The sequence below is a fragment of the Streptomyces sp. NPDC037271 genome (assembly GCF_055603605.1).
The window spans coordinates 63,477-87,776 of record NZ_JBVJVN010000002.1; the positions used below are offsets into that span (position 1 = coordinate 63,477).

Genomic DNA, 24,300 nt, shown 5'->3' on the forward strand with positions numbered 1-24,300 from the left:
CGCCGACCAGGGCGCGTACCCTACTGGGAGACGGAGATCGCCTACACCTACGGCGAACCCCCGGCGGACTCGATCGCCGCGGGCTTCCTGCGCTACCTCGCCAACGAGGTCGGCAAGGACATCATCCGCTCCAAGGGCCACCGCCCCTGCTCCGAACTGGACAAGCCGCTGGTGTGCCGGCCGGACGGCTCCTGACCCGTCCGTCAGCCGTCGCCGAGCGCCCGCACGAGCGACCACCAGCCCGGCACGTCGACCTCCGCCCGCACGGTCTTGGCGGGCGGCTCGCGGTCCAGCACCTCCCAGCGGTCGGCGAACGCGTCGACCAACGCCAGGCCGCGGCCGTGCTCGTCGAGCGGGCCCGGCTGCCGCAGGCCGGGCCGGGGCGGTCCACTGCGGGTGTCGGTGACCTCGATCCGGACGCTGCCCGGCACGAGGGAGAGCCGCAGCTCGAAGTCGCGGCCGGCCACCCGGCCGTGGGTCACGGCGTTGGCCGCCAGTTCGGCGACGATCACGGCGACCGCGTCGGAGACGTCCGCGCCGTGCGGGACGCCCCAGTCGTGCAGCTGGGCGAGGGCGAGACGCCGGGCCAGTCGCGCGCCTCGCGGGGTGGAGCTGAGACGCTGGGAGAACACACGTACGGTAATCGGGTCCCGGCGTGCGGGCGGTGCTGTCATGCGCCCAATCTGACGCCCGGCGGGTCCACTTCTCCAGGTGGGCGCCGCGTACGCTGCGGCGGAGTACACGGTCACGGAGTGGACAGTACGGGTCACCGTTCGTGACCATGGCCGGGGGAGGTGACCGACAGTGGTCGATGAGTCGTCGGACAGTCTGCGGACGTTCGGGGCAGTGGTCCAGGGGTTGCGGGAGCACGCGGGGCTGAGCCGGGAGGAGTTCGGGGAACTGGTCCGGTTCTCCAAGCACACGGTGGCGTCGGTGGAACTGGGCAGGCGGATGCCGGATCCCGCGTTCGTGGAGCGCGCGGAGGAGGCCCTCGGGAGGACGGGGGCCCTGCGGAGGGCGGCGACCCATCTGGTGCGGCAGCCGGGGTTGGCGGCGTGGTTCCGGCGGTGGGCTCAACTGGAGACCGTGGCGATCACGCTCTACACGTACGAGTGCCGGATGATTCCCGGGTTGTTGCAGACGGAAGCGTATGCGGGCGCTCTGTTCGCCGCGCAGCTGCCTCCGCTGGACGACGCGGAGATCGAGGCTCGGTGGGCCGCGCGGGCCGAACGGCAGAAGCTGCTGCGAGAGCGTCCGCACACCGCGTTCAGCTTCATCCTGGAGGAGCACGTGTTCCTGCGTCGGACGGGTGGGGTGGAGGTGACGAGGAGGCTCATCGAGCACGTGCTGGCGGTGGCCGGACTGCGTAACGTCGACCTCCAGATCATGCCGATGACGCGCGAGGCTCACTCCGGGATCGCGGGCCCCATGCAGCTGCTGGAAACGCCCGAGAACCGGTGGTTCGCCTACAACGAAGGCCAGCGAGGCGGTCTGTTCGTCAGCGACCCGAAGGAGATCAGCGTCCTCCAGAAACGGTATGCGAGTATGCGTTCGCAGGCTCTCACCGTTCCGGACTCCGTGGGCCTGTTGCAGCGGATGCGAGGAGACCTATGAGCACCGGCGAACTGGTCTGGTTCAAGTCGAGCCACAGCAGCAGCGGCGACGGCGACTGCGTAGAAATAGCCACCCTCCCCCACACCGTCCACGTCCGCGACTCCAAGCACACGCAGGGCCCCCAGCTCCGCCTCTCCCCCGCCGCCTGGGCCGATTTCCTCACGCACGCCACGAAGTGACGGCGGGGGCCTCACAGCGGTCGCATGAGCTCCAGGTCCTCGCCCCACGCGTCCAGCACCGCCCCGTGCCCGGCCGCGCGGGCCACCGCCTCGACCCGCGCGAAGAGACGGCGCTGTGCGGACACGTCACCCGTCGCCGAGACGCGGTGCACGGCGTCGAGCAGCGGGCCCGTGTCCCAGCCCGGCAGCGGGGAACGGGCGAGTTCCCATTCCAGGTACTTGTTGTAGGGGCGGGGGCGGCGGTCGAGGGCGAAGAGCAGCTCCAGCAGGAAGCGGACGCTGTCGGCGGCGTCGAGCCGGGCCGCGAGCGCGTGCCCGTCGCGGTCGTTCTTGACGGAGCGGTAGAGGGAGTTGGCGTAGGCGTCGAGCCACTCGCCCGCGTCCCGGAACGCCTCGCCGGCGTCGAGGCGCGCCTTGGCGGCCAGCATCCGGGCGATGCCGCCGTCGAGGCGGTCCAGCACGACGCGGGCGCGGGCGAGAGCGTACCGCTCGAAGCCGGGCAGGCCGGCGGCCCGGAACTCGTCGAGGGAGAGGACGACCAGGTCGAGTTCCGGGGTGCGGTGCCCCGCGAACCCGGTGAGGGCCGTCGGTACGCCGTCGGCGAGGACGACGTACAGGTCGTGGTCGGAGTACTCGGTGGTCATGCCCTCATGGGCCCGGGAGCCCTTGAGGACGAGTCCGACGACGGCCGGGTCGGCGGAGGCGAGTGCGACGAAGGCGTCGTAGTCGTAGGTGAGGGGCTGCCGAGCGGTCATGTGGGTGATCTCCGGTGCGGGACGGGCGACGGGTATGCCGACCGGGCGGCCCCGTGCCGGCGGGGTCGCCCGTACCGTCTGCGGCGGCGCTCGGCCACCGCCCGGGAGTTCAACGCACACGCGGACTCTACGACCCGCCGTGCCGCTGCCGTCACGCCTTTACGATTGGCCGGTCCCAACGTCGGCGGCCGAACCGGCCCTTGAGGGAGGAGAGTCACGTGAAGGCCCGACGGTGGATCGTCGTCGTGTGGGCGGGGCTGTGTCTGGCCGGTGCCGCGGCCACCGCCGCGCTTGACACCGGGCCGGCCCAGGAGCCGGGGTGGTTCCCCGCCGGGGAGCCGGCACCGACGCGGACGTACGGCGTGGACTGCCGGGAGATCGCCGACGAGGTCGAGCAGGCGCGGGCCGAGGCCGAACGGGAGCGGCTGGAGGCGCCCGCCCGGGGCACCCGGACCGCCACGTCGGTCCGGGTGCCCGAGGCGTGTGCGGCCGAGCTCGAGGAGCGCGGGCTGACCGTGCGCTGACGTCGCGCACGGCACGGGCGTGGCCGTGGCCGCCCGGCACGCGACGATCACGGGCCCGCCCGCCCCCGGCCACCGGTCAGGACTCGGGGCACTCCTTCCACGCCAGGTGGTACACCGTGCTGATGTCCCCGTCCGTCGAGTCCATCGTCATGAAGCTCACCTCGTCGGGGTCGGACGTCCCCGCGCTCACCCGCAGCTCCGTGTTGATGTTGAAGTTGCGCTGGACCCCGCAGGGCGCCCAGACCAGCTGGGCCCAGTCGGTGGTGTCGGTGGCCTGCCAGTTGTCGTTGAGCGGGCCGCTGAAGGGGTGGGTGCGGTACTGGGTGTCCGGGGAGCCCTGGAAGTAGTAGGAGGCCCGCTGGGTGGCCGTCGCGCCGGGCTGGAGGGCGGCGAAGCCTCGGTAGTCCGCGCTCGCCACGGCGTAGGTGAAGCCCTGCGGGACGTGGACGAGCAGGTTGAGCTGGCAGTTCTTGCGGAAGGCCGTGGGCGCGGAGTCGCCGCCGGCCTGGGCGAGGTAGTCGCTGTAGGTGACGGTGAAGGCGGTGTTGTCCTCCGAGACGGCGACCGCGGTCGTGCCCTGCGGGCAGCCGGAGCCGTTCACCGTGGCGACCTTGATGACGATCTTGTCCGGCGGCGGGTCGTCGAACCCGTCGGAGGGCTGGTGCTGCGCGGGCAGCGCGGAGGTGAGGAGCGCGGCGATCGTGCCGCTCAGGAGCAGGCCGGTGGCCATGGGTCTCCCATCCCGGTCGGTGGGGGGTGGATTCGTTGACTGCGTCTGACATGCATTTCTGTAGTGCTCATGTCATTCGCAGTGCGGTCGCATCGTATGCACCCCGGCGGGACACGGACAGATGGCACTCCGGCCATTTAACGCATCACCGGCTCCTTGTGGAGAATGGCCCGGCAGCGCAGCACCAGAAGCACGGCAACAGGAGAGGCTCCCTTGGAGCTCAGCAGGCTCAGCAGACGAGCGTTCAGCGCCCTCGCGGGCACCACCGTCCTCGGTCTCGCGCTCGGCGGCAGCGTGAGCAGCCAGGCGCTGCCCGGCTCCGGCGCTCGCGGCCCCGTGCCCACCGGTCCGCCGCCCGGACCGCCCGGCGCCGACGGCGTGCGCCACCGGGTCGCCCTGGACCGGTACTCCCTGCTGGTCGACGGCAGACGCCTCGCCCTGTGGTCCGGCGAGATGCACCCCTTCCGGCTGCCGAGCCCGTCCCTGTGGCGGGACGTCCTCCAGAAGATGCGGGCGTACGGCTACAACGCGGTCAGCGTCCGCCTCGCCTGGAACCAGCACTCCCCCGCCCCCGGCGCGTACGACTTCACCGGTGTCCGCGACCTGGACCTGTTCCTGCGCACGGCCGCCGAGACCCGGATGTACGTCGTCCTCCAGCCCGGCCCGTACATCGGCGCCGACGTGGACGCGGGCGGCCTGCCCGGCTGGCTGACGGCCGCCGAGGGCCGGGCCCGGACCCTCGACGCCGCCTATCTGCGCCACGCCGACGAGTGGCTGAGCCGCGTCAACGCCGTCGCCGCCCGGCACCAGTACACCCGGGGCGAGGGCACCGTCCTGCTCTACCGGGTCGACGCCCCGCGGCGCGCCCGCCTGACCCGCCTGCACGACAGGCTCCGCGCCGACGGCATCGACGTACCCCTGCTGCACACCGACACGCCGGCCCCCTGGGGCGAGGTGGAGCGGACCCGGGACGCCGCCGAGGCGCGGCGCGTCCATCTCGACCACCTCGCGCGGGGGATCACGCTGCACAACGTCCACACGGCGTTCGGCGGCACCTCGTGGGGCTGGCTGCCCGCGCCGTCCGCGCCCACGCCCACCTACGACCCCACCGCGGCGATCGACGAGGGGCGCCGGCCCACGGACAAACTCGCCCCGCTCCACCAGCTGGGCCAGCTGCTGCGCCACATCCCCGACTTCACCCGGCTGGAGGAGGCGTCCGACGTCAGGGCCGGGGACCCCCGGATCCAGGTGCGGCACCTGGCCAACCCGGACACGGGCACCCACGCGTACGTCCTGCGCAACGACTCCGCCACCGGCGTCACCTCGAAGGTGCCGATGGGCGGGACCGACGTGGAGGTCACCGTCCCCGCCCACGACGCCAAGCTGCTCGCCACCGGACTCCACGTGGGCGCGGGACGGAAACTGGCGTACGCCACCGTGCAGCCCATGCTGTCCTTCAGCGTCGGGCGGCTGGACATCGCCGCCTTCGTCGGCCGGGCCGGCGAGATGGCGCACCTGGTGCTGGACTGCCCGCACGAGCCGTGGCCGACCCGGCTGGACGAGGAGGCCGCCTGGGCGTACGACCACGGAAAACTGCACGTCACGGTACCTCTCGAGGAGAACCGGCTGACCCGGGTGCGGGTGCGCAGCGGCAAGTCCGACCGCACCCTGCTGCTCCTCTTCGCCGACGACGCCGCCTCCCTGCGGCTGTGGCCGTACGAGACCCCGTCGGGCCGGGTCCTCGTGCACGGCCCGGCGCTGCTGCGCGACGTCGCCCTGGACGGTGCCACGATCCGGCTGACCGGCGACACCGTCGAGGAGTGCCCTCTCGAGGTGTGGGCGCCGCGCGGCATCACGGACGTGACCTGGAACGGCGACGCGGTCAGTACGACGGCGAGCCGCGCCCACAGCCTGCTGGCCACCTGGCTGCTGCCCGGCGTGCCCGAACTGGTGCTGCCCGCGCTGGACGGCTGGCGGCGCCGCACCGAGAACCCCGAGTCCCGCCCCGGCTACGACGACTCGGGATGGACGGTCGCCGACCGGCGGACGTCGTACAGCACGACCCCCGTGCCCGACGGGCAGCCCGTGCTCTTCGCCGACGACTACGGCTTCCACTACGGCGACGTCTGGTACCGGGGCCGGCTCAGCGGCGCCACGGGCCTGGAGGAGGTGTCCCTCGCCTACAGCACGGGTGCGCGGGGGATGCTGATGGCCTGGCTGGACGGGGAGCCGCTGGGCACGCACCGCATGGACCGGGAGGCGGACGGGACGGGCACCTGGACCGCCACGGCCCGCTTCCGGCTGCCCGGGGGACTGCGGCGGGCGCTGCGGAGGGAACCGCGGGAGAGGCCCGGCACCGGTGACTCCCCCGTCCTGTCCGTCCTCGTCCGGCGCACGCAGCACGACCAGGACGCGTACAAGGCGGCCCGCGGGCTGACGTCGGTCGCGTTCGAGGGGGCGTCACCGAAGGTGAGGTGGCGGATCCAGGGCGCCACCGCGCCCGACCCCGTGCGCGGGCCGCTCAACCACGGCGGGCTGTTCGGGGAGCGGCACGGCTGGCACCTGCCCGGCTACGACGACGGCCGCTGGGAGTCCGTGTCCCTGCCCCGGGCGGACCGGCGCCAGGGCGTGACCTGGTACCGGACCGCCTTCCGGCTGGACGTCCCGCCGGACGTCGACGCCTCGGTCGGGCTCGTCCTCGGCGACGACCGGGACCGCGACTACCGCGCCCAGGTCTTCCTCAACGGCTGGAACATGGGCGAGTACGCGGTCGACCCGACGGGCGCGCCGCACACCTTCGTCCTGCCGAACGGCATCCTGCGCACCCGCGCCGCCGCCAACACCCTGGCCCTCGCCGTCCTGGCCGGCGGCGACACCGCCTCGGGGCCGGGGACGGTACGGCTGAAGCTGCTGGGCGGCGCGGCCGGAGGGGTGCCGGTGACACCGGTCACCTCCCCCGGCCCGCGCCGCTGACCCCGGCGGGCCTGCCTCAGCGCAGCCGGATCACGTTCCAGGACAGCGGCTCCAGCACGGCGGCCAGCCCGCCGTCCCGCAGCCGGGTGCCCTCGACCTGGTGCGGGACGACCCGCTCGGGCTCGGCGAGCGTGTTGCGGGCGTCGGGGTCGGCGTCCGCGAGGGCGCTGTGCTCGACGACCTCGGTCAGGTCCAGGCCGCTCAGGGCGACGTCGAGCGGCAGCGACTCGGTGCGGGAGCGGTTGACGGCGAAGACGGTGACCGAGCCGTCCTCGGCGCGCACGGCGGTGGCGTGCAGCAGGTCGGCCTCGCCGTACTTCTTCGTCTCGTACGTCGGTGAGTCCACCCGGACGTCGAGGACCTCGCCGCGGCCGTACTTCGACGCCTGCGCGAACGGGAAGAAGGTCGTCTGGCGCCAGGCCGGGCCGCCCGGCTCGGTCATGATCGGGGCGATGACGTTGACGAGCTGGGCGAGGCAGGCGACGGTGACGCGGTCGGCGTGCCGCAGCAGGGCGATGAGGAGCGAGCCGAAGACGACCGCGTCGGTGAGGCTGTAGTTGTCCTCCAGCAGGCGGGGCGCCTCGGGCCAGTCCAGGGCGCTGACCTCGGCCTCGGTCTTGGCCATGTACCAGACGTTCCACTCGTCGAAGGAGAGGTTGATCCTCTTCTTCGACTTGAGGCGGGCGCCGATGTGGTCGCAGGTGGCGACGACGTTCTCGATGAACGACTCCATGTCCACGGCCGAGGCGAGGAAGGAGTCGATGTCGCCGTCGAACGGCTCGTAGTAGGCGTGCAGGGAGATGTGGTCGACCAGGTCGTACGTCTCCTTGAGGACCGTCGCCTCCCACTCGGCGAAGGTCTCCATGGACTGGCCGGAGGAGCCGCAGGCGACGAGTTCGAGGTCCGGGTCGATCTGACGCATGGCACGGGCGGTCTCGGCGGCGAGGCGGCCGTACTCCTCGGCGGTCTTGTGGCCGGTCTGCCAGGGGCCGTCCATCTCGTTGCCCAGGCACCAGAGTTTGATGCCGAAGGGGTCCTTGTCGCCGTGCTCGGCGCGCAGGTCGGAGAGGGCCGTGCCGGAGGGGTGGTTGGCGTACTCCTGGAGTTCGAGGGCCTCGGCGACGCCGCGGGTGCCGAGGTTGACCGCCATCATCGGCTCGGCCTGGGGGCCGATCTTCTTGAGGAAGTCGATGTACTCGGAGAGGCCGAAGCGGTTGGTCTCCGTGGAGCGCCAGGCCAGGTCGAGGCGGCGGGGGCGGTCCTCCACCGGGCCGACCGAGTCCTCCCACTTGTAGCCGGAGACGAAGTTGCCGCCGGGGTAGCGGATGGCGGTGACGCCGAGCTCCCGGACCAGGTCCAGCACGTCCTGGCGCAGGCCGGCGTCGTCGGCGGTGGGGTGGCCGGGCTCGAAGATGCCGGTGTACACGCAGCGGCCGAGGTGTTCTACGAAGGAGCCGAAGAGGCGGGGGTTGACCTCACCGACGGTGAAGGCGGGGTCGAGGGTGAAGCGGGCGGTACGCAATGTAGTCCTTCCAGGGGGTGGGTTTCGGCTGCGGGTGATCTGGCTGCGGTTGGTCTGGCCGCGGGTGGTCCGTGGGTGCTCGCGCGGTCACCCGCGCCCGGGACGGACGGCCGGCCATCCGTCCCTCGTCCAGTCCAGGGGGTTCAGGCCGAGCTTGGGCGTGCCCTCGTCCTGCGCGTCGTAGTAGTGGTACGCCAGCCAGTCCCGGCCGCGGTCGCGGAAGACGGACTGGCCGCCCGTGCCGATGTAGCGGCCGTGGCCCTCCAGGAGGAGGTCGCCGCCGCCTTCCAGCATCGGGGTGCCGTCGCTGTCGACGTAGGGGCCCGTGATGTCCGTGGCCCTGCCGACCTTGATCTTGTACGTGCTGTTCACACCGGAGCAGCACGCGTCGTACGACGCGAACAGGTAGTAGTAGCGGCCGTGCTTGACGATCTCCGGGCCCTCGACGGCGTACGGCTCGTCGGGACGGGTGGCGAGGTGGTGGACCTCCGCGCCCCGGACGGCCTTGCCGGTGCGCGGGTCCAGCTCGACCATGCGGATGCCGCTCCAGTACGAGCCGAAGGACATCCACAGGCGGCCGTCGGCCCGGACGACCGCCGGGTCGATGGCGTTCCAGGTGTCGGTGGTCTCGGAGGAGAAGACCTTGCCGTGGTCCGTCCAGCTGCCGGGCAGGCCGGTGCGGGAGGTGGCGACGCCGATCGCGGAGTGGTTGGTGCCCCAGGAGGAGACCGCGTAGTAGAGCCAGTAGCGGCCGTCGCGGTAGGAGAGGTCGGGGGCCCACGGGTCGCCGGTGTCGTTGTACTCGTACCACCAGGCCGGGGGCTCGGCGAAGGCGTTGCCCGCGTCGTCCCAGTGCCTGCCGTCCTCGGAGAGGCGGGCTCCGATGACGCCGCCGGTGGAGTAGGCGACGTAACCGCCGCCCTTCAGGCGCAGGACGGTGGGGTCGTGGATGATCTGCTGGCCGGTGATGGGACGCGGGTCGGGGTGACTCTGCGCCGCCTGCGCCGCGCCCGGCACCAGGGCCATCAGGGCGGCCGTCGCCACGGCGGCGAGTGTTCTGCGCACGGTCACTGTCCCGCCAATCCCGTGTGGGCGACGCCCGCCACGATCTGCCGCTGGAAGAAGACGAACACGATGATCAGGGGCAGGCCGGCCATGAGGCCGCCGGCCATGAGCTGGGCCCACTGGATGCCGTAGGAGTTCATGACGGTCGCGATGCCGTTCGGCATGGTCATCAGGTCGGGATTGTTGGTCACCATGTAGGGCCACAGGAAGTTGTTCCAGGAGCTGATGAAGGTGAAGATGCCGACCGCCGCGAGCGAGGGGCGGGAGAGCGGCACGATGATCGTGAAGAAGACGCGCCAGCGGCCGGCGCCGTCGATGAAGGCGGCCTCCTCCAGTTCGCGCGGGATGCCCTGGAAGAACTTGTAGAGGATGTAGACCATCGCGGCGGGCGCGCACTGCGGCAGGATCATGCCCCAGTAGGTGTCGACCATGCCCATCTGCTGGACGGTGGTGAACAGGGGGACGCCGAGCACGGCCGGGGAGACCATGAGGCCGGCCATGACGACGCCCATCAGGACGCCCTTGCCGCGGAACTCGGTGCGGGCGAAGCCGTACCCGGCGAGCGCACTCACCAGCAGCACGATCGCCGTCACGCAGACCGACACGACCAGGGAGTTGACGAACCAGTTGGTGATGTTGCCGGTCTCGAACAGGGCCGTCCAGGCCTGGCCCGTCCAGTCCTCGGGCAGCCAGTGGGTCGGCACCTCGACGGCCTCGGTCTCCGACTTCAGGGAGGTGAACAGCGCCCAGGCGAGCGGGGCGAGGAACACCGCGGAGACGGCGGCGCCGAGGAGGGTGAGCACGATCTGGCTGGGCGACCAGGCCTTGCGGGGCTTGGTCCGCGTCGGCGCTGCGGCGGTGGTCATCGGCCGCCCTCCTCACGGTTGCGCAGCAGCCACATCCGGGCGAGGGCGACGGCCGCGATGAGCACGAAGAAGATGATGGAGATCGCGGAGGCGTAGCCCACGCGGTAGCTGGTGAAGCCCTGTTCGAGGGTGTACTGCACGAAGGTGCGGGTCGATTCCTCCGGTCCCGGCCCGAAGTCCTGCATGACGACGGCCTGGTCGAAGACCTGGAGCGAGGCGAGGATCTGGAGGGCGACGACGAGGCCGGTGATGTTGCGCAGCATCGGCAGCGTGATGTGGACCGTGCGGTGCCAGGCGTTCGCGCCGTCCAGCTTGGCGGCCTCGTAGAGGTGCAGCGGGATGCCCTGGAGGGCTGCGAGGTAGAGCAGGAAGCTGAAGCCGACCGTCCACCACAGGGTGGTGATGACGACCGCGAGCAGCGCGTACGACTTGTCGGTCAGCCACGGCGTCTCGAGACCGAAGACGTGGTTGATCATGCCGGTGCCGGGGTTGAACAGCCACTGCCACAGGTTGGCGGCGACGGTGGACGGCAGCAGGAACGGCATGAAGAAACACAGCCGCCACAGCCACTTGCCGCGCTCGATGTGGTGGGCGAGCATCGCGAGGAGGAAGGCGAGGACCGTGATGCAGGGCACGACGAGCAGCGTGAAGTACGCGCTGTGGCCGAGCGCGTCCCACATCAGGGGGTCCTGGAGGGCCTCGCGGTAGTTGTCCAGGCCGACGAAGCTCGCGCTGTCGCCGGAGATGTTGGCGTCCGTGAAGCTGAGGTAGAGGCCGCGCAGCAGGGGCCAGACGACGAAGAGCGCGAACAGGGCGAGGAACGGGGCGACGAACCAGCCGCCGTGCTGGAAGCCCTGCCTGCGGCGGACGGTGGCGCCGGCCGCGGCGGTCTTCGCGCGCGCCGGGCGGATGATCGATTCAGCGCTGGTCGTCGTCATGCGGCCGCACCTCCCTGCGCGGCGGTCTTGCCGTCCATCGGGTTCTTCGTGCCGAGCAGGTCGGTGAGCGCGCCCTTCATGCGGCGGGCGGCGGCCTCGGGCTTCAACGAGCCCATCGTCGAGGAGACGACGATCGGGCCGACCCGCTGGGCGAGGATGCCGGTGGACCCGGCGAACCACACCTTCGGCTCGGTGGCCTGGTGGTCCATCGCGCCGGCGTACTCGCTCTGCGGGTTCAGCTCCTTGTACGCGGCCGTGGACAGGGTCGGCGTGTAGGCGGGGATGTGTCCGCCGGCCGCCCACTGCTGGGCGTGCTTGACGACGTAGGCGGCCAGCTGGTGCGCGGCCTCGTTGGTGGCGCCGCCGCGGCCGGCCTGGTGCGGGAGCACGAAGGAGTGCGACTCGGCGTGGGTGGCCTGCTTGCCGAAGACGGGGGGCAGCGGGGCGGCGCCGTAGTCCAGCTTCGCGCCGGAGAAGACCGGCACCGACCAGTTGCCCTCCCACGCGAACGGGGAACCGTTGACGAACTGTTCGGCGCCCGCGCCGCCCCCGAAGCTGGGGTCGGCGTACCCGTCGGCGACGTGCCGGCGCAGGAACTCCAGGACCTGGACGGCCTTGTCGGTGTCGAAGGTGACCTCGGCGTTGGCGTCGTCGAACCAGGTGCCGCCGAGCTGGGTGTAGAAGGCGACGAAGAACCACCACTGGAAGTTCTGGTCGTTGTGCCAGAAGCCCATGGTCTGCAGGCCCTTCTTGGTGGCCTTCCTGGCCTCCTTCAGCACGTCGAACCACTCGTCGGTCGACGTCACGGGCACCATCCGGCCGTCGGCGCCGAGCAGTCCGGCCTTCTTCAGCACGTCCTTGCGGTAGAAGCAGAGCTGGACGTGGATGTCGAGCGGGAGGGCGTAGAGCTTGCCGTCGATGACGGCGCGCTTCCACAGGTCGGGGTTGAAGTCCGCCTCCTTGACGCCGTACTTGGCGAGCAGGCCGACGTCCCAGGGGTCCAGGAGGCGGCCCGGTGAGAAGCCGGTGACGCGGCCCAGGTGCATGACGCCGAGGTCCGGCGCGCGGTTGCCGGCGGCCGCCATGGCGAGCTTGGTGTAGAAGGGGCTGCCCCACTGGAGGGTGGAGTCCTTCACGTCGATGCCGGGATTGTCCTTACGGAAGGAGTCCAGCATGGCGATCATGTTGTAGCCGTCGCCGCCGCTGAAGAGGTTCCAGTAGCTGACGCGGGTGTCCGCTCCGGAGGCGAGCGCGTCGGCGCCCGTACCCAGGGCCGCGAAGCCGAAGCTGCCCGCGACCGTCAGGCCGCCCGCCGCGGCCAGAAAGTGCCTGCGATCCAGGCCAGGTCGTCCCATGCCCTGCCCCATCTGTCATGAACGAAAGGTGTACGTCCGACGTGTTCGAGATATCGAATAGCGCTCGTAACTTCGAACGGGACCGTAGGTGTGCGGCGCTTTCGCGTCAATGGTTCGGACAAGAAGTCGGGCCAGGACTTTCCGCGCGGCTCCATCGCATGACGCGGACACTCCCCTCCGCGTAGGCTCGTACGGCCTTGAACCCGGGCCTCGGGCACGCGCCTTGAACACGGACCTTGAACCCGGGCCTCGGGCACGGGCCTTGAACACGGGCCTCGGGCACGGGCCTTGAACACGGGCCTCGGGCACGGGCCTCGAGGACGGCCAGGACAGGGCGGTGAGGGAGAGCGGGGGGACGCGGTGGAGTCGGCGGACGCGGCCACGGGCCCGGCCTCGTTCCTCAGCGAGTTCTACACGTCCTTCTGGTGGATCCCGGCCTGCGTCCTGGCCGCCGCCCTGGCGATCAAACTGCCGACGATCATCCGCCTCTGGAAGGACCCGCTGCTGCGCGCGGTCGGCGGTCTGCTGCTGCTCGCCTGCGCGGTGTTCGTGTTCGTCGCGCCCTCGACCATCGTCTGGGTCAACCGCGTCACCGGCGTGCCCAACATCTCCGCGCCCTGGGTGTACTCGCTGCTCACCGCGTTCTGCGGCTCCTGCCTGGTGCTGATCATCGCCTGGCGCGACGGCCTGTCCGAGCGCTCCGCCTCGACGCGCCGGGCCACCCGCTGGGTCGTCACCGCCTACGGGAGCGTGATCGTCGCGCTCTGGGTGCTGTTCCTCCTCGCGGACGTGCCCGTGGAGCGCACCCGGGACCTGGACACGTACTACGCCAACACGCCGTTCATGCGCGAGGAGATCCTGCTGTACCTCGTCGCGCACACCACCGCCGTGCTCATCACCTCGAAGCTGATCTGGAACTGGATCCGCACCGGCGGATTCGACGCCTGGCTGCGCTGGGGGCTGAAGTTCCTGGGCGTCGGCTACGCGCTGAACCTGGCCTTCGACGCCGCCAAGCTCACCGCCGTCACGGCCCGCTGGACCGGCAACGACCTGGACTGGCTCAGCCTGGACGTGGCCCCGGCCCTGGCCTGTCTGTCCGCTGTGTCGATCGCGGTCGGTTTCATCCTGCCGCACGCCGGCCAGTACCTGCACGAACGCTGGCGGATCCGCCTGGCCCACCGCCAACTGCGGCCGCTGTACCGGCTGATGCGGACCGTGCACGGATCCGGAGTGCCGTTCGTCCTGCGCGCCAGCCCCGAGCTGCGCCTGACCCGCCGCGAGACCTTCATCCGCGACGTCCTGCTGCCGCTGGCCCGGCGCACCGACGAACGGCAGCGCGAGCGGTCGTACGCCGCCGCCCTCGGCCTGGGGTTCCCCCCGGAGCGGGCGCGGGCGCTCGCCGCGGCGGTGGCGATCCTCGACGCGGTCGACGCCGGCCCCCGCGCGGACGACGGCGACGGTACCCACGACCCCGACACCACGGAGCTGCTCCGCGAGATCGGGGCCGTCTCGCGCGCCCTGCGCCACCCCGACGCGGTCCGGGAGGTCCGCGTCCGCGCCGCGGCACCGGAGGGCACCGTGACGGCCACCGAGTGACCGTGCCGCACGCGGAACTGGCCCGGACAGCACCCGTCTTGGCATATTGCACACATGACCGAGCAACACCGAGGGGAACAGGGAGACCGCGGTGCGTACCAGGAAGGAGATGCGTCGCCTCGCTGACGCCCTCATCGACCCCATCCGGGTACCGGTCCCGGCGGACCCCGAGGTCCTGTTCGACGCGCTCGTCGCCTCCGTCAGCGCATGGCGGGGACGTGAGGTGGTCGTCCACCGTGCGGCGTTCCCGCCGCACACCGCGAGCGGACTGTGGCTGGAGCGCGAGAGCCACGACGACGTGGTGGTGGACGAGCGTGCCGCCGTGTGGCACCAGATCGTGATCCTCTGCCACGAGGTCTGGCACATGAGCCGCCGGCAGGCGGACACCGACCCGGCCGCCGTCGGCGTACGGCCCGCGCCGGTCGCCGCGCGCACCGACTTCTCCCTGGCCGAGGAGCAGGAGGCGGACCGCTTCGGCATGCTGATGGGCCGTCGGCTGCGCACCTGGCTGGAGGCCTCCACCGACTCGGTGTACGCCGCGGAGGGCGGCGATCCGAACGCCCCGCAGGACCTCGCCGGACGCATCGGGGCCGCCCTCAACCACCGCGGGACGACTAGATGAACGCCGTGATCAACTACGGCAGCTGCGGCGTGCTGTGGCTCGGCCTGGTGGTGAAGGCCCCCGACCTGCTGCGCCACCGCCGCGATCCGTACCTGCGCGCCATCTGCGCGGTGCTGGGCCTGGCCGGGCTCTGCTTCCTGCTCGGGGCACCGCCGACGGTCGGCGCCGTCAACCGGCTGAGCGGTGTGCCCAACCTCGCGGCTCCGCTCACCTACGCGGCGATCACCGGGTACTGCGCCGCCTCCCAGGTCCTCGTCGTCCACTGGCGCGGCGGACCCCGGGTGCGGCGCACCGCCCGCCGGTGGACGCTCGCCTACACCGTCGTGCTCCTCGGCGTCGCGATGACGTTCGCCCTGGGTGACGCGCCGGTGGAGCGCCGCACCGACCTGGACACCTACTACGCGACGACTCCGTTCATCGCCCAGATGATCGTGCTGTACCTGGTCGCGCACCTCACCGCGGCGACCGTCACCACGGTGTCGGCGCTGCGCTGGGCGCGCCACGTACGGGGCGGGCTGCGTGCGGGCCTGACGCTGCTCGGCGCCGGTTCGCTGTGCGGCGCCGGTTACAGCCTGGCCAAGCTCGTCGCGGTGGGCGCGCGCTGGTCCGGGCGCGACTGGTCGGCGCTCGGCACCACCGTCTCCCCGGCGGCCGCCGGCCTGGGTGCCCTGCTGACGGTCGTCGGGGTACTGGTCCCGCTGGCGGCGCCCCGGGTGACCGAGTGGCGGCGGGCCCGGCGGACGTACGTCCGGCTCGGGCCCCTGGAGCGGGCGCTGGACGATCTGCTCACCCGCCGGTCGCTGCGGCTGCGCCGGCCCCGGTTCGCGTCCCCCACCACCCGGCTGGTGTGGCGCCGGACCAGTATCCACAACGCGCTGAGCCACCTCGACGCGTACGTCGACCGGGACCTGTACGACCGTACCCGCGCCGGTGTGCTGGGGGCGACGGGCGACCCGGAACGGGCCGAGGCCGCCGCCTGGGCGGCGGTGATCACCGCCGCGGTACGGTGCGAGGCGGACCGGGCGGGCGGGTTCCCGCCGCAGGGCGGCACCGGCCGGTTCCCCGGCCGGGTGCCGGACCCGGCCGCCCTCGACCGGATCGCCGACGTGCTGGCCGGCACCGCACCGGTGCCGTCGGTCCCCGCCGTGCCGAGCGGCAGGACCACGGCGGGAGCCGTATGAGCCGGGTCCCCGGCGAGAGGAGTCTGCCGGTATGAGTCTCGTCGTGTATCTCGCGGCCCTCGTGTTCGGGGTGACCTCCGTACTGCTGTTCCGCCGCCCGCGCACCGCCATGCGGAACCCGCTCACCCTGTCCACCTGCGCGGCGATCGTCCTCGGCGCCCTGGTCTTCGTCTGTGCCGCCCCGGCCACCCTCGCCACCGTCAACGAGCTCACCGGCGTACCCAACTTCGGGGCACCGCTGACCTACGGCATGCTCTCCGCGTACAGCTGCGCCGTGCTCGTGCTGCTGATCAACTGGCGGGGAGGGTCCCGCGAGCGGGTGCGGCGCATGGTGCTGCGCAGCATGGCCGCCTACGGTCTGCTGGTGGTCGCCATCGTCGTGCTGTTCGCCCTCGCCGACGCGGACACCGAGCGGCTGACCGACCTTGACACGTACTACGCCGGCACCCCGTTCATGCGGGAGATGATCCTGCTGTACCTGCTCGGGCACACCGCGGCGATGGTGGTGATGTGCGCCGTGTGCGTCAAGTGGGCCCGCGAGGTGGGCGGGCCGCTCCGGACCGGGCTGCGGCTGATCCTGCTGGGGGCGCTGCTGGACGTGGTGGGCTTCCAGCTGGCCAAGTACCTGGCGATCGTGGCCCGTTGGTCGGGCAACGACCTCGACTTCCTGTCCACGACGGTGGCTCCGCCGATGGCCTCGCTGGCCGCGCTGCTGTGTTCGGCCGGGTTCGTGCTGCCGAGGCTGCTGCCGCCCGTGGTCGCCCACTGGCGGGGGCTGGGCGACTACCGGCGGCTGGAACCGCTGTGGCACCTGGTGAAGTCGGTGTCCACCGCTCCCGAGCCTCCCACCGTCCGGTGGCAGCTCCCCCAGGCCCGGCTCCAGTGGCGTGAGGTGTCCATCCACGACGCCCTGCTCGCGCTGGCGCCGTACTTCGACCACCGGGTCCGTGAGCGGGTGCGGGACACCGCCCTGCGCGCGGGCCGCTCCGCCCACGAGGCCCGGCTGGCGGCGGAGGCGGCCATGCTCGCCGACGCGGCGCGCCGGGCCGCCGCCCGCGAGGAACCACCCGATACGGGCGGTACGTACCGTCTGCACGCCACCGAGGTCTCCGGTCCCAGCGGGCTGGTGGAACTGGCGCAGGCGCTGGTCCGCCCGCCCACCACGACCGCCGCGCCGAACGGCGCGGTGACGCCTTCCACGACCGGACCCATGGCCGAACCCGAGGAGCCCCATGTCGCGTAGAGCTGTCGTCATAGGTGCCGGCCTGGCCGGGACGCTGGCCGCCGCCGTCCTGTCCACCGCGGGCGTGGACGAGGTGATCGTGCTGGACCGCGACGAACTGCCCGAGGGACCGGAGCACCGCCGGGGGCTGCCGCAGGGGCGGCACGCGCACCTGCTCATGGCAGGCGGGCTGGCCGCCATGGAGGAACTGGTGCCGGGCGTGAGCCTGCGCAAGCGGCTGCTCGCCGCCGGAGCCCACGAGATATCCCTCAGCTCCGGCATGCTGGCCCGCACACCCGAGGGCTGGCTGCGGCGGTGGCGGCGCGAGGGGCCCGTCATGCTCACGTGCAGCCGGGCGCTGCTGGACTGGACGGTGCGGGCCGCGGTGCTCGAACAGCGCCCGGTCGAGGTGCGCAGGGCGGCGGTGGTGGGGCTGACGGGTTCCGCAGGCCGGGTGCGAGGGGTACGGGTCTCGGCCGCCGACGGGGACACGGACCTCGACGCGGACTTCGTCGTCGACGCGAGCGGACGCGGCACCCGGGTCGTCACCTGGCTCGACGGGCTCGGTCTCTCCGGTGTCCGGGAGCACACCGTGGACTCCGGTCTGGTCAACGCGACGCGTATCTACCGGGTTCCTCAGGGCGCGGAGCGGTTCCCGCTGACGATCGTGCAGGCCGACCCGTACGTGTCCCGGCCGGGGCGGAGCGCGATGGTCCTTCCGATCGAGGACGACCGGTGGATGGTGAGCTGCGGCGGCACGCGCGGCGGTGAACCGCCCGCGGATCCCGATGGTTTCCTGCGGTACACGCTCGAACTGCCGGATCCCGTCGTGGGGCGGCTGATCTCCGGTGCCGAACCGCTCACCGACGTGCATCTGAGCCGGTCCACCAGCAATGTGCGCCGGTACCTGGAGAAGTCCGCCCGGTGGCCCGACGGTTTCGTCGTCCTGGGGGACGCGTTGGGCACCTTCAACCCGGCGTACGGGCAGGGCATGTCGGTGGCCGCGTTCGGCGCGCAGGTCCTCGGCCGGGAACTGGACCGGGCCGGCGGTCTCGACGCGCCCGGGACGGCCCGGCGGGTGCTGCGGGGGGCGGCGCGCTCGGTGGACGCGGCGTGGTCCATGGCCGTCGGCCAGGACGTCCTCTACCCGGGGGTGCGCGGCGGGCGGCCGAACCTCGCCGACCGTGTCGTCTCCGCGTACACGCGGCGCATGACGAAGGCGGCCACGGGCTCGTACGCGGCGGCCTCGGCCATCTGGGACGTCACCAGCATGCGCACGCCCCCGACCCGCATGTTCCACCCCGGCGCGGTCCTGGCCGCGCTCGCGGGATCCCCGCTCCCCCCGCTGACGGAGCCGCCGCTGACGCCGAGTGAGCGGGCGGTGCTCCGCGGGCTGGACCGCACGGGGCTCTGAACGGCCGGCCGGCCGCGGGGCGGTCGGCCCCAGGGCTGCCGGCCGGGCGACCTGGGGGCGACCGGCCGGGCGACCTGGGTCGCAACCTGCGGGCGACCGGCCGGGCCCTCCCGCCGGGCCCGGCGCCGTCCTCAGCCCGCGAACGCCGGCTGGGCCACCCCCTGGCCCGCGCCCGGCACCACCAGGACCGAGCCCGCCAGCGGGTGCGGGGCCGTCAGCCCCACCCGGGCCGTGGTGATGTACAGGTCGGTCAGGCCGGGGCCGCCGAACGCGCAGGCCGTGACCCGGGGGACCGGGAGCGGGATCACCCGGTCCAGGTCACCGGAGGGGGTGTAGCGGCGGACCGCCCCGCCGTCCCACAGGGCGACCCACACGCAGCCCTCGGCGTCGACACACAGGCCGTCGGGGAAACCGGCGCCGTCCTCGATGACGGCCAGGGTGCGGCGGCCCGTGATCCGGCCGTCCGCGCGGCCGTCGGCGGGTACGTCGAAGACGTCGATGCGGCGGGTCGGCGTGTCGGCGTAGTACATCAGCCGGCCGTCGGGGCTCCAGCCGGTGCCGTTGCTGACCGTCACGTCGTCCAGCACCGGTGTCACCGTGCCGTCCCCGGCGACCCGGGACAGCGTGCCGCCGCCGGGTGCCTCGTCGTAGCGCATGGTGCCGGCCCACAGCGTGCCGTCGGGGGCGACGGCGGCGTCGTTGCCGCGGCGGCCGGGGACGACCTCCCGGTGCAGCCAGCGGAAGGTGTCGTCGGGGTCGAGGAGGCCGATCCCGTCCCGCAGGTTGAGGACGAGGCCGCCGCCCGCGCGGGGCTTGACGGCGCCCACGTGCTGGTCGGTGCGGCGGACCGTGCGCCGGCCGGTCGCCGGGTCGTAGGTGTGGACGCGGGAGTTCAGGATGTCGATCCACAGGAGGCGGCCCGTCGCGGGGTCCCAGGTGGGCCCCTCGCCGAGGGACGCCTCCGCCCGGACGGCCACCTCGTACGCCGTGCCGGGCGTGGCGGTGCCGCGCTCCGTCATGCCGTGCTCCCTCATGCCGCGCTCCGGTGGCCGAGGCGCTCGGAGAGGTCGGCGGCGCCCTTGACGGCGAGCTGCTCCAGCTCGGCGAGGCGCTCCTCGCTCCAGCGGATCATGGGCACCGAGATCGACAGCGCGGCGACCACCCGGCCGGCGCGGTCGCGGACCGGGGTGGCCACGCAGGAGACGTCCGGGTTGGACTCGCGGTTCTCCACCGCGATGCCCCGCTCGCGGATCTCCGCCAGGGCCTCGCGCAGGGCGGCCGGATCGGTGATGCTGTTCGGGGTCATCGCGGTCAGTTCGGCGCCGTCGGGGAACCGGGCGGCGACCTCCGGCTCCGGGAGGGAGGCCAGCAGCATCTTGCCGACGGACGTGCAGTGGGCGGGCAGCCTGCGCCCGGCCGCCGACACCATGCGCACCGCGTGCGTGGAGTCGACCTTGGCGATGTAGATGACGTCGGTGTCCTCCAGGATCGCCACGTGCACGGTCTCGTCGCAGGTCTCGGCGACGGTCCGGGCGACCTGCTGTCCCTCGGCGGCGAGGTCGAGGTGCTCGGCGTAACGGGCGCCGAGCTGGTACGGGCGCACCCCGAGCCGGTACCGTCCGGGCTGCCCGGCCACGGGCACGATGTACTTCCGCGCGGCGAGCGTGGTGACCAGCTCGTGCACGGTGGTGCGCGGCAACTGGAGCCGGCGCACGATGTCGGGGGCGGAGAGCGTGCCGTCCCCGTCGAGGAAGAGCTCCAGTATGTCGAGAGCCCGGGTCACGGCTGGTACGAGACGTCCCATGTCCGGCCCCCTCCCTAGGTGTCTCAGGCGCCTGCGGCGACAACCTCGATGTTCGAGATTTCAACAGACGATCGGAATGGCGAACACAGGCTACTCATATCGCGTTTGCCGGGGCAATGGGCAGGGGCCCCCGCGTGCGCCCCTCGCCCAGGGGGCGCGGCACTCCGTCCATGGGCCACGATGGTCTCCATGCCCACTGGAGGACAGCCCGCCGGCCCGTTCACCCCGCTCGACTTCCAACTGGTGCTGCTGCGCCGCATGGCCGATCACAACCCCGGCCCGGTGGAGGACGCCCGGCACGAACTGGGCCTCTCCCTCGCGGACATGCGCGAGGCCAACAAGTGCTGGCAGGCGATGGCCCGCTCGCCGCGCTCCCGCCCGGCCCTGTCGCGGTACCGCTGCGTGCTCGGCGAACCGGAGTCCCGGACCCCGCGCAGGGTCGGCGACCTGGACTGCGAGGCGTGGCGGTGGCCGGTCCCGCTCTGGCCCGACCTGCGCTTCGAGGTGCTGACGCCGGCGGCCGGCGGTGCGGTGTGGAACGAGTGGCTGGTCCGCGCGCCGGGCGCCCCGGCGCCCGTCCTCCGCACGGTGGAGGACCTCACTCCCTGGTCCTGCACGGTGGACGAGGCGGCTCGTGCCTTCGCCCCCGCCCGTCCCCTGGAGGGCACGGCCCCGACCCTCCTCCACTCCGTGGGGGGGAACCCCCGGGGCTCGCCTTCACGGCCCTGGACGCGTCCGGCGTACGGCGCGAGGTGGTCGCGGAGTTCACGTGGGGGCTGCTGCAGCGTACGGCGGTCAGCGGGCCGCGGCCTTGAGGATCTCCTCCACCACGCGCGGCTCCGACTCCGGGTGCAGCCACAGGAACAGGTTCGGTTCGACCAGCTCCAGCTCCATCACGCGGGGCTGGCCGTCCTCCCCGTCCACGATGTCGACCCGCGCGTACAGCAGCTCGGGCGCGCCCGGTACGGAGGCCAACGCCTTCCTGGCGAGGGCGGTGTCGACGAGGGTCGGGGTCCAGCCGGTCAGCCCGGGGTGGGCCACCTTGCGCTGGTCGTAGGGCGTGCCGGGCGCGAGGACGGGCCCCTTGCGGCTCACGTGCAGCAGGTTCCCCCCGAAGAACTGCAGCGCCCGCTCACCGGCGGTGTCGATGCCGCGCACGTACGGCTGCACCATCGCCGTGAACCCCTCGGCGTGCATCCGCTCCACCTGCCGTAGGGCGGTGGCGTGCTCGTCGGGTGTGTAGCGGGCGGCGAAGCGGGCCCCGGCGCCCGTGGTGGGCTTGACGACGTACTCGTGGTCGTCGGGCAGGTCGGGCACCTCACCGGGCGCGGTGTATCGGGTGGGGACGGTGGGCACACCGGCCGCCGCCAGGTCGCCGAGGTAGCGCTTGTCGGTGTTCCACCGCACGACGCCGGCCGGGTTCGCCAGCCGCGTGGCCGCCCCGCACTTCTCGGCCCACTCCGTGAACTCCCCCGCCCGCCAGCTGTAGTCCCAGGTGGAACGGATCACGGCGAGATCGAAGGACGCCCAGTCGACGCCGTCGTCGTCCCACACCTCGGCGGACGCCCGCGCCCCCGCCTCCTCCAGCGCCCGCACGAGCACGGGCAGATCGCGGTCGACGCTGACCTGGGGGCCGGGACGGCAGGTGACGAGTGCTATTCGGGGCATGGGGACCATCTCTACCGTTCCTCCGGATCCCAGTCCAGCAGCCGGACCTTGGCGACCGTGCGGACATGGCGGCGCATCGCGGCGGCGGCCTGCCGGGGCCGGCGGTCGGCGACGGCGTCCAGGATGGCCCGGTGCTGGGCCAGGGATCGGCCGGGGCGGCCGGGCTGGCGCAGGGACTCGGTGCGGCTCTCGGCGATCTGGTGGGCGATGGAGCGCATGAACTCCGCGAGGAGGCTGCTGTGCGCCGCCGCCGTCACCGCCGCGTGGAACAGCCGGTCGCCCTCGGCCCCGTGGGCGCCGCGCTCGATCTCCTCGGCCATCACGGTCAGCGCGGACCGCATCGCGGCCAGGTCGTCCTCCGTGCGGCGTTCGGCGGCCAGTTCGGCGAGCTTCGTCTCCAGCGCCTCGCGGGCCTCCAGGACGTCCGGGAGCCGCCGCCGGCGTTCGACCATCTCCTCGACGGGCTCGACGTCGAGGCTGTCCCGCACGAGGTACGTCCCGCCGCCGTGCCGCGCCTCCACCAGTCCCTGGACCTCCAGGACGACGATGGCCTGCTTCACCGAGGCCCGGCTGACGCCGAGGCGCTGGGCGAGGTCGCGTTCGGGCGGAAGCCGGTCGCCGGCGCGCAGGCCGCCGTCGGTGACGTACTGGCGCAGCCGCTCCAGCACCTGTTCGTACAGGCGCTGCCTGGTCATGGGGCGCAGGGCGTCGGTCAAGAGATCCCCCCTCTCGCCGGGAGCGTAACACCGGGCGGCGCGTGGCCGAGTGGCTGAGCCAATTCCTGCGCGACCCCTTGACGCCGGACCGGGCCGGGCCCACGCTGACCGACCAACCGCACCGCCCAAGTGGCTCAGCCACTCAGCCAGTCAGGCCACCCGTCGGGAGCCCCCGCATGTCCCCCGAACTCATCTCGATCCTCGTCCTCGTCGTGGTGTTCGTCATCGCGACCACCCGTTCCGTCAACATGGGCGCGCTCGCCTTCGCCGCCGCCTTCGGCGTGGGCACGCTCGTCGCGGACCTCGACGCGGACGGCATCTTCGCCGGCTTCCCCGGGGACCTGTTCGTCGTCCTCGTCGGCGTCACCTATCTGTTCGCGATCGCCCGGGCCAACGGCACCACCGACTGGCTGGTGCACGCGGCCGTCCGGCTGGTGCGGGGGCGGGTGGCGCTGATCCCGTGGGTGATGTTCGCGCTCACCGGCGCGCTCACCGCGATCGGCGCGGTCAGCCCGGCCGCCGTCGCGATCGTCGCGCCGATCGCGCTGAGCTTCGCCACCCGGTACGGGATCAGCCCGCTGCTGATGGGCACGATGGTGGTGCACGGCGCGCAGGCCGGCGGGTTCTCGCCGATCAGCATCTACGGCTCGATCGTCAACGGCATCGTCGAGCGCGAGGGGCTGCCGGGCAGCGAGGTCACCCTCTTCCTCGCCTCGCTGATCGCCAACCTCCTCATCGCGGGCGTGCTGTTCGTGCTGTTCGGCGGGCGGAAGCTGTGGGCGCGGGGGGCGGTGACGCCGGAGGACGGCGGCGCGGTGGGCAAGGAGGCGGAGCCCACCGGCACAGGCACCGGCACAGGCACCGCGGCCGGGACCGGAGGCACCGCCCCCACCGCCGTGGCCGTCCGCCCCGGCCGGGACACGGACGTTACCGGCGGCGGCCCTCGCCTCACCCCCGCCCGGATCGCCACCCTCACCTCCCTGGTCGCCCTCGTCGTGGCCGTCCTCGGCTTCGACCTGGACGCGGGTCTGACCGCGGTCAGCCTGGCCGTCGTGCTGAGCACCGCCTGGCCGGACGACAGCCGCCGCGCGGTCGGCGAGATCGCCTGGTCCACGGTCCTGCTGATCTGCGGTGTCCTCACCTACGTCGGCGTACTGGAGGAGATCGGCACCATCACCTGGGCCGGCGAGGGCGTCGGCGGCATCGGCGTCCCGCTGCTGGCCGCGGTGCTGCTCTGCTACATCGGCGCGATCGTGTCGGCCTTCGCCTCCTCCGTCGGGATCATGGGCGCGCTGATCCCGCTGGCGGTGCCGTTCCTCGCGCAGGGCGAGATCGGGGCGGTCGGCATGGTGGCGGCGCTCGCGGTCTCGGCGACGGTCGTGGACGTCAGCCCGTTCTCGACGAACGGCGCGCTGGTGCTGGCCGCGGCACCGGACGTCGACCGCGAGCGGTTCTTCCGGCAGCTGATGGTGTACGGAGGGATCGTGGTGGCGGCCGTGCCCGCGCTGGCCTGGCTGGTACTGGTCGTACCCGGCTTCGGGTAGGCCCACCTCGGA

The 24,300-nt window shown here is 72.7% G+C and carries 22 protein-coding genes and 1 pseudogene; 11 read left to right on the forward strand and 12 right to left on the reverse strand.

Going from position 1 to position 24,300, the window contains the following annotated elements; all coding sequences use genetic code 11:
- Positions 1–203: 203 nt before the first annotated feature.
- Positions 204–674, reverse strand: coding sequence for an ATP-binding protein (locus tag ACZ7G3_RS05045; RefSeq protein WP_470923264.1), 471 nt, complete (start codon positions 672–674; stop codon positions 204–206).
- Positions 675–804: 130 nt separating this feature from the next.
- Here ACZ7G3_RS05045 and ACZ7G3_RS05050 point away from each other — a divergent pair, with 130 nt between their 5' ends.
- Together ACZ7G3_RS05050 and ACZ7G3_RS05055 are read left to right on the forward strand one after the other, a co-directional pair.
- Positions 805–1,614, forward strand: coding sequence for a helix-turn-helix domain-containing protein (locus tag ACZ7G3_RS05050; protein WP_470923266.1), 810 nt, complete (start codon positions 805–807; stop codon positions 1,612–1,614).
- Positions 1,611–1,793, forward strand: a complete 183-nt coding sequence (locus ACZ7G3_RS05055) for a DUF397 domain-containing protein (RefSeq protein ID WP_470923268.1) — start codon at positions 1,611–1,613, stop codon at positions 1,791–1,793. Before ACZ7G3_RS05050 ends, ACZ7G3_RS05055 begins: the two co-directional genes overlap by 4 nt.
- Before the next feature lie 11 nt (positions 1,794–1,804).
- Here the strand turns inward: ACZ7G3_RS05055 and ACZ7G3_RS05060 are convergent, their stop codons facing one another.
- Positions 1,805–2,548, reverse strand: coding sequence for a hypothetical protein (locus tag ACZ7G3_RS05060; RefSeq protein WP_470923270.1), 744 nt, complete (start codon positions 2,546–2,548; stop codon positions 1,805–1,807).
- A 218-nt stretch (positions 2,549–2,766) separates the two neighbouring features.
- Here ACZ7G3_RS05060 and ACZ7G3_RS05065 point away from each other — a divergent pair, with 218 nt between their 5' ends.
- The gene (locus ACZ7G3_RS05065; RefSeq protein ID WP_426519583.1) at positions 2,767–3,072 is read left to right on the forward strand and encodes a hypothetical protein; all 306 of its coding nucleotides are present in this window, start codon (positions 2,767–2,769) and stop codon (positions 3,070–3,072) included.
- 76 nt (positions 3,073–3,148) lie between these two features.
- On the opposite strand, the gene ACZ7G3_RS05070 is transcribed toward ACZ7G3_RS05065, so the two are convergent.
- Positions 3,149–3,802: a DUF4360 domain-containing protein gene (locus ACZ7G3_RS05070; protein WP_470923272.1), complete on the reverse strand. Its 654-nt coding sequence runs from the start codon at positions 3,800–3,802 to the stop codon at positions 3,149–3,151.
- 165 nt (positions 3,803–3,967) lie between these two features.
- Here ACZ7G3_RS05070 and ACZ7G3_RS05075 point away from each other — a divergent pair, with 165 nt between their 5' ends.
- Positions 3,968–6,775, forward strand: coding sequence for a beta-galactosidase (locus ACZ7G3_RS05075; protein WP_470923274.1), 2,808 nt, complete (start codon positions 3,968–3,970; stop codon positions 6,773–6,775).
- A gap of 16 nt (positions 6,776–6,791) precedes the next feature.
- On the opposite strand, the gene arfA is transcribed toward ACZ7G3_RS05075, so the two are convergent.
- The 5 genes from arfA to ACZ7G3_RS05100 all read right to left on the reverse strand — a co-directional run bounded on the left by arfA (position 6,792) and on the right by ACZ7G3_RS05100 (position 12,521).
- The gene (gene arfA / locus ACZ7G3_RS05080; protein WP_470923276.1) at positions 6,792–8,297 is read right to left on the reverse strand and encodes an arabinosylfuranosidase ArfA; all 1,506 of its coding nucleotides are present in this window, start codon (positions 8,295–8,297) and stop codon (positions 6,792–6,794) included.
- Between the two features lie 87 nt (positions 8,298–8,384).
- On the reverse strand, positions 8,385–9,368 hold the full coding sequence (locus ACZ7G3_RS05085) for an arabinan endo-1,5-alpha-L-arabinosidase (RefSeq protein ID WP_470923277.1): 984 nt from the start codon (positions 9,366–9,368) through the stop codon (positions 8,385–8,387).
- Positions 9,365–10,228 carry a carbohydrate ABC transporter permease gene (locus tag ACZ7G3_RS05090; protein WP_426598778.1) on the reverse strand — a complete coding sequence of 288 codons (864 nt, stop codon included), beginning with the start codon at positions 10,226–10,228 and terminating at the stop codon, positions 9,365–9,367. The genes ACZ7G3_RS05085 and ACZ7G3_RS05090 overlap by 4 nt, the downstream gene beginning before the upstream one ends.
- Positions 10,225–11,166, reverse strand: coding sequence for a carbohydrate ABC transporter permease (locus ACZ7G3_RS05095; RefSeq protein ID WP_470923279.1), 942 nt, complete (start codon positions 11,164–11,166; stop codon positions 10,225–10,227). Before ACZ7G3_RS05095 ends, ACZ7G3_RS05090 begins: the two co-directional genes overlap by 4 nt.
- Complete coding sequence (locus ACZ7G3_RS05100; protein WP_470923281.1) at positions 11,163–12,521, reverse strand: extracellular solute-binding protein; 1,359 nt, start codon at positions 12,519–12,521, stop codon at positions 11,163–11,165. The genes ACZ7G3_RS05095 and ACZ7G3_RS05100 overlap by 4 nt, the downstream gene beginning before the upstream one ends.
- A 360-nt stretch (positions 12,522–12,881) precedes the next feature.
- Between ACZ7G3_RS05100 and ACZ7G3_RS05105 the strand changes: the two genes are divergently transcribed.
- The 5 genes from ACZ7G3_RS05105 to ACZ7G3_RS05125 all read left to right on the forward strand — a co-directional run bounded on the left by ACZ7G3_RS05105 (position 12,882) and on the right by ACZ7G3_RS05125 (position 18,556).
- Positions 12,882–14,117 (forward strand): MAB_1171c family putative transporter, encoded by a 1,236-nt coding sequence (locus tag ACZ7G3_RS05105; RefSeq protein ID WP_470923283.1) that lies wholly within the window; start codon positions 12,882–12,884, stop codon positions 14,115–14,117.
- A gap of 91 nt (positions 14,118–14,208) precedes the next feature.
- Complete coding sequence (locus tag ACZ7G3_RS05110; protein WP_470923285.1) at positions 14,209–14,739, forward strand: toxin; 531 nt, start codon at positions 14,209–14,211, stop codon at positions 14,737–14,739.
- Positions 14,736–15,920, forward strand: a complete 1,185-nt coding sequence (locus ACZ7G3_RS05115; protein WP_470923287.1) for an MAB_1171c family putative transporter — start codon at positions 14,736–14,738, stop codon at positions 15,918–15,920. Before ACZ7G3_RS05110 ends, ACZ7G3_RS05115 begins: the two co-directional genes overlap by 4 nt.
- 31 nt (positions 15,921–15,951) lie before the next feature.
- Positions 15,952–17,163 (forward strand): MAB_1171c family putative transporter, encoded by a 1,212-nt coding sequence (locus tag ACZ7G3_RS05120; protein WP_470923289.1) that lies wholly within the window; start codon positions 15,952–15,954, stop codon positions 17,161–17,163.
- Entirely contained in the window at positions 17,153–18,556 is a 1,404-nt protein-coding gene (locus tag ACZ7G3_RS05125) for an NAD(P)/FAD-dependent oxidoreductase (protein WP_470923291.1), read from the forward strand. Before ACZ7G3_RS05120 ends, ACZ7G3_RS05125 begins: the two co-directional genes overlap by 11 nt.
- A 131-nt stretch (positions 18,557–18,687) precedes the next feature.
- On the opposite strand, the gene ACZ7G3_RS05130 is transcribed toward ACZ7G3_RS05125, so the two are convergent.
- Entirely contained in the window at positions 18,688–19,575 is an 888-nt protein-coding gene (locus tag ACZ7G3_RS05130) for an SMP-30/gluconolactonase/LRE family protein (protein WP_470923292.1), read from the reverse strand.
- A gap of 11 nt (positions 19,576–19,586) precedes the next feature.
- Positions 19,587–20,360, reverse strand: a complete 774-nt coding sequence (locus ACZ7G3_RS05135; protein ID WP_426598769.1) for an IclR family transcriptional regulator — start codon at positions 20,358–20,360, stop codon at positions 19,587–19,589.
- Positions 20,361–20,549: 189 nt separating this feature from the next.
- On the opposite strand from ACZ7G3_RS05135, the pseudogene ACZ7G3_RS05140 reads away from it, so the two are divergent.
- Positions 20,550–21,175: pseudogene (locus ACZ7G3_RS05140) on the forward strand (hypothetical protein).
- On the opposite strand, the gene ACZ7G3_RS05145 reads toward ACZ7G3_RS05140, so the two are convergent.
- Both ACZ7G3_RS05145 and ACZ7G3_RS05150 read right to left on the reverse strand, forming a co-directional pair.
- A complete protein-coding gene (locus ACZ7G3_RS05145; protein WP_470923294.1) occupies positions 21,156–22,028 on the reverse strand; it encodes an ATP-grasp domain-containing protein in 873 nt (290 codons plus the stop codon). The pseudogene ACZ7G3_RS05140 and the gene ACZ7G3_RS05145 sit on opposite strands and share 20 nt — an antisense overlap.
- A gap of 11 nt (positions 22,029–22,039) precedes the next feature.
- Positions 22,040–22,744, reverse strand: coding sequence for a FadR/GntR family transcriptional regulator (locus tag ACZ7G3_RS05150; RefSeq protein WP_470923296.1), 705 nt, complete (start codon positions 22,742–22,744; stop codon positions 22,040–22,042).
- Between the two features lie 176 nt (positions 22,745–22,920).
- Here ACZ7G3_RS05150 and ACZ7G3_RS05155 point away from each other — a divergent pair, with 176 nt between their 5' ends.
- Positions 22,921–24,288 (forward strand): SLC13 family permease, encoded by a 1,368-nt coding sequence (locus ACZ7G3_RS05155; protein ID WP_470923298.1) that lies wholly within the window; start codon positions 22,921–22,923, stop codon positions 24,286–24,288.
- The last annotated feature ends 12 nt before the right edge of the window (positions 24,289–24,300 follow it).

Excerpts from the sequence above, each read along its gene's own strand:
- ACZ7G3_RS05135 (WP_426598769.1), bottom strand. The coding sequence starts at position 20,360 with ATGGGACGTCTCGTACCAGCCGTGACCCGGGCTCTCGACATACTGGAG.
- ACZ7G3_RS05090 (WP_426598778.1), bottom strand. The coding sequence starts at position 10,228 with ATGACCACCGCCGCAGCGCCGACGCGGACCAAGCCCCGCAAGGCCTGG.
- ACZ7G3_RS05100 (WP_470923281.1), bottom strand. The coding sequence starts at position 12,521 with ATGGGACGACCTGGCCTGGATCGCAGGCACTTTCTGGCCGCGGCGGGC.
- ACZ7G3_RS05115 (WP_470923287.1), top strand. The coding sequence starts at position 14,736 with ATGAACGCCGTGATCAACTACGGCAGCTGCGGCGTGCTGTGGCTCGGC.
- ACZ7G3_RS05095 (WP_470923279.1), bottom strand. The coding sequence starts at position 11,166 with ATGACGACGACCAGCGCTGAATCGATCATCCGCCCGGCGCGCGCGAAG.
- ACZ7G3_RS05125 (WP_470923291.1), top strand. The coding sequence starts at position 17,153 with ATGTCGCGTAGAGCTGTCGTCATAGGTGCCGGCCTGGCCGGGACGCTG.
- ACZ7G3_RS05130 (WP_470923292.1), bottom strand. The coding sequence starts at position 19,575 with ATGACGGAGCGCGGCACCGCCACGCCCGGCACGGCGTACGAGGTGGCC.
- ACZ7G3_RS05055 (WP_470923268.1), top strand. The coding sequence starts at position 1,611 with ATGAGCACCGGCGAACTGGTCTGGTTCAAGTCGAGCCACAGCAGCAGC.
- ACZ7G3_RS05145 (WP_470923294.1), bottom strand. The coding sequence starts at position 22,028 with ATGCCCCGAATAGCACTCGTCACCTGCCGTCCCGGCCCCCAGGTCAGC.
- ACZ7G3_RS05075 (WP_470923274.1), top strand. The coding sequence starts at position 3,968 with ATGGCCCGGCAGCGCAGCACCAGAAGCACGGCAACAGGAGAGGCTCCC.
- ACZ7G3_RS05070 (WP_470923272.1), bottom strand. The coding sequence starts at position 3,802 with ATGGCCACCGGCCTGCTCCTGAGCGGCACGATCGCCGCGCTCCTCACC.
- ACZ7G3_RS05120 (WP_470923289.1), top strand. The coding sequence starts at position 15,952 with ATGAGTCTCGTCGTGTATCTCGCGGCCCTCGTGTTCGGGGTGACCTCC.
- ACZ7G3_RS05045 (WP_470923264.1), bottom strand. The coding sequence starts at position 674 with ATGACAGCACCGCCCGCACGCCGGGACCCGATTACCGTACGTGTGTTC.
- ACZ7G3_RS05155 (WP_470923298.1), top strand. The coding sequence starts at position 22,921 with ATGTCCCCCGAACTCATCTCGATCCTCGTCCTCGTCGTGGTGTTCGTC.
- ACZ7G3_RS05060 (WP_470923270.1), bottom strand. The coding sequence starts at position 2,548 with ATGACCGCTCGGCAGCCCCTCACCTACGACTACGACGCCTTCGTCGCA.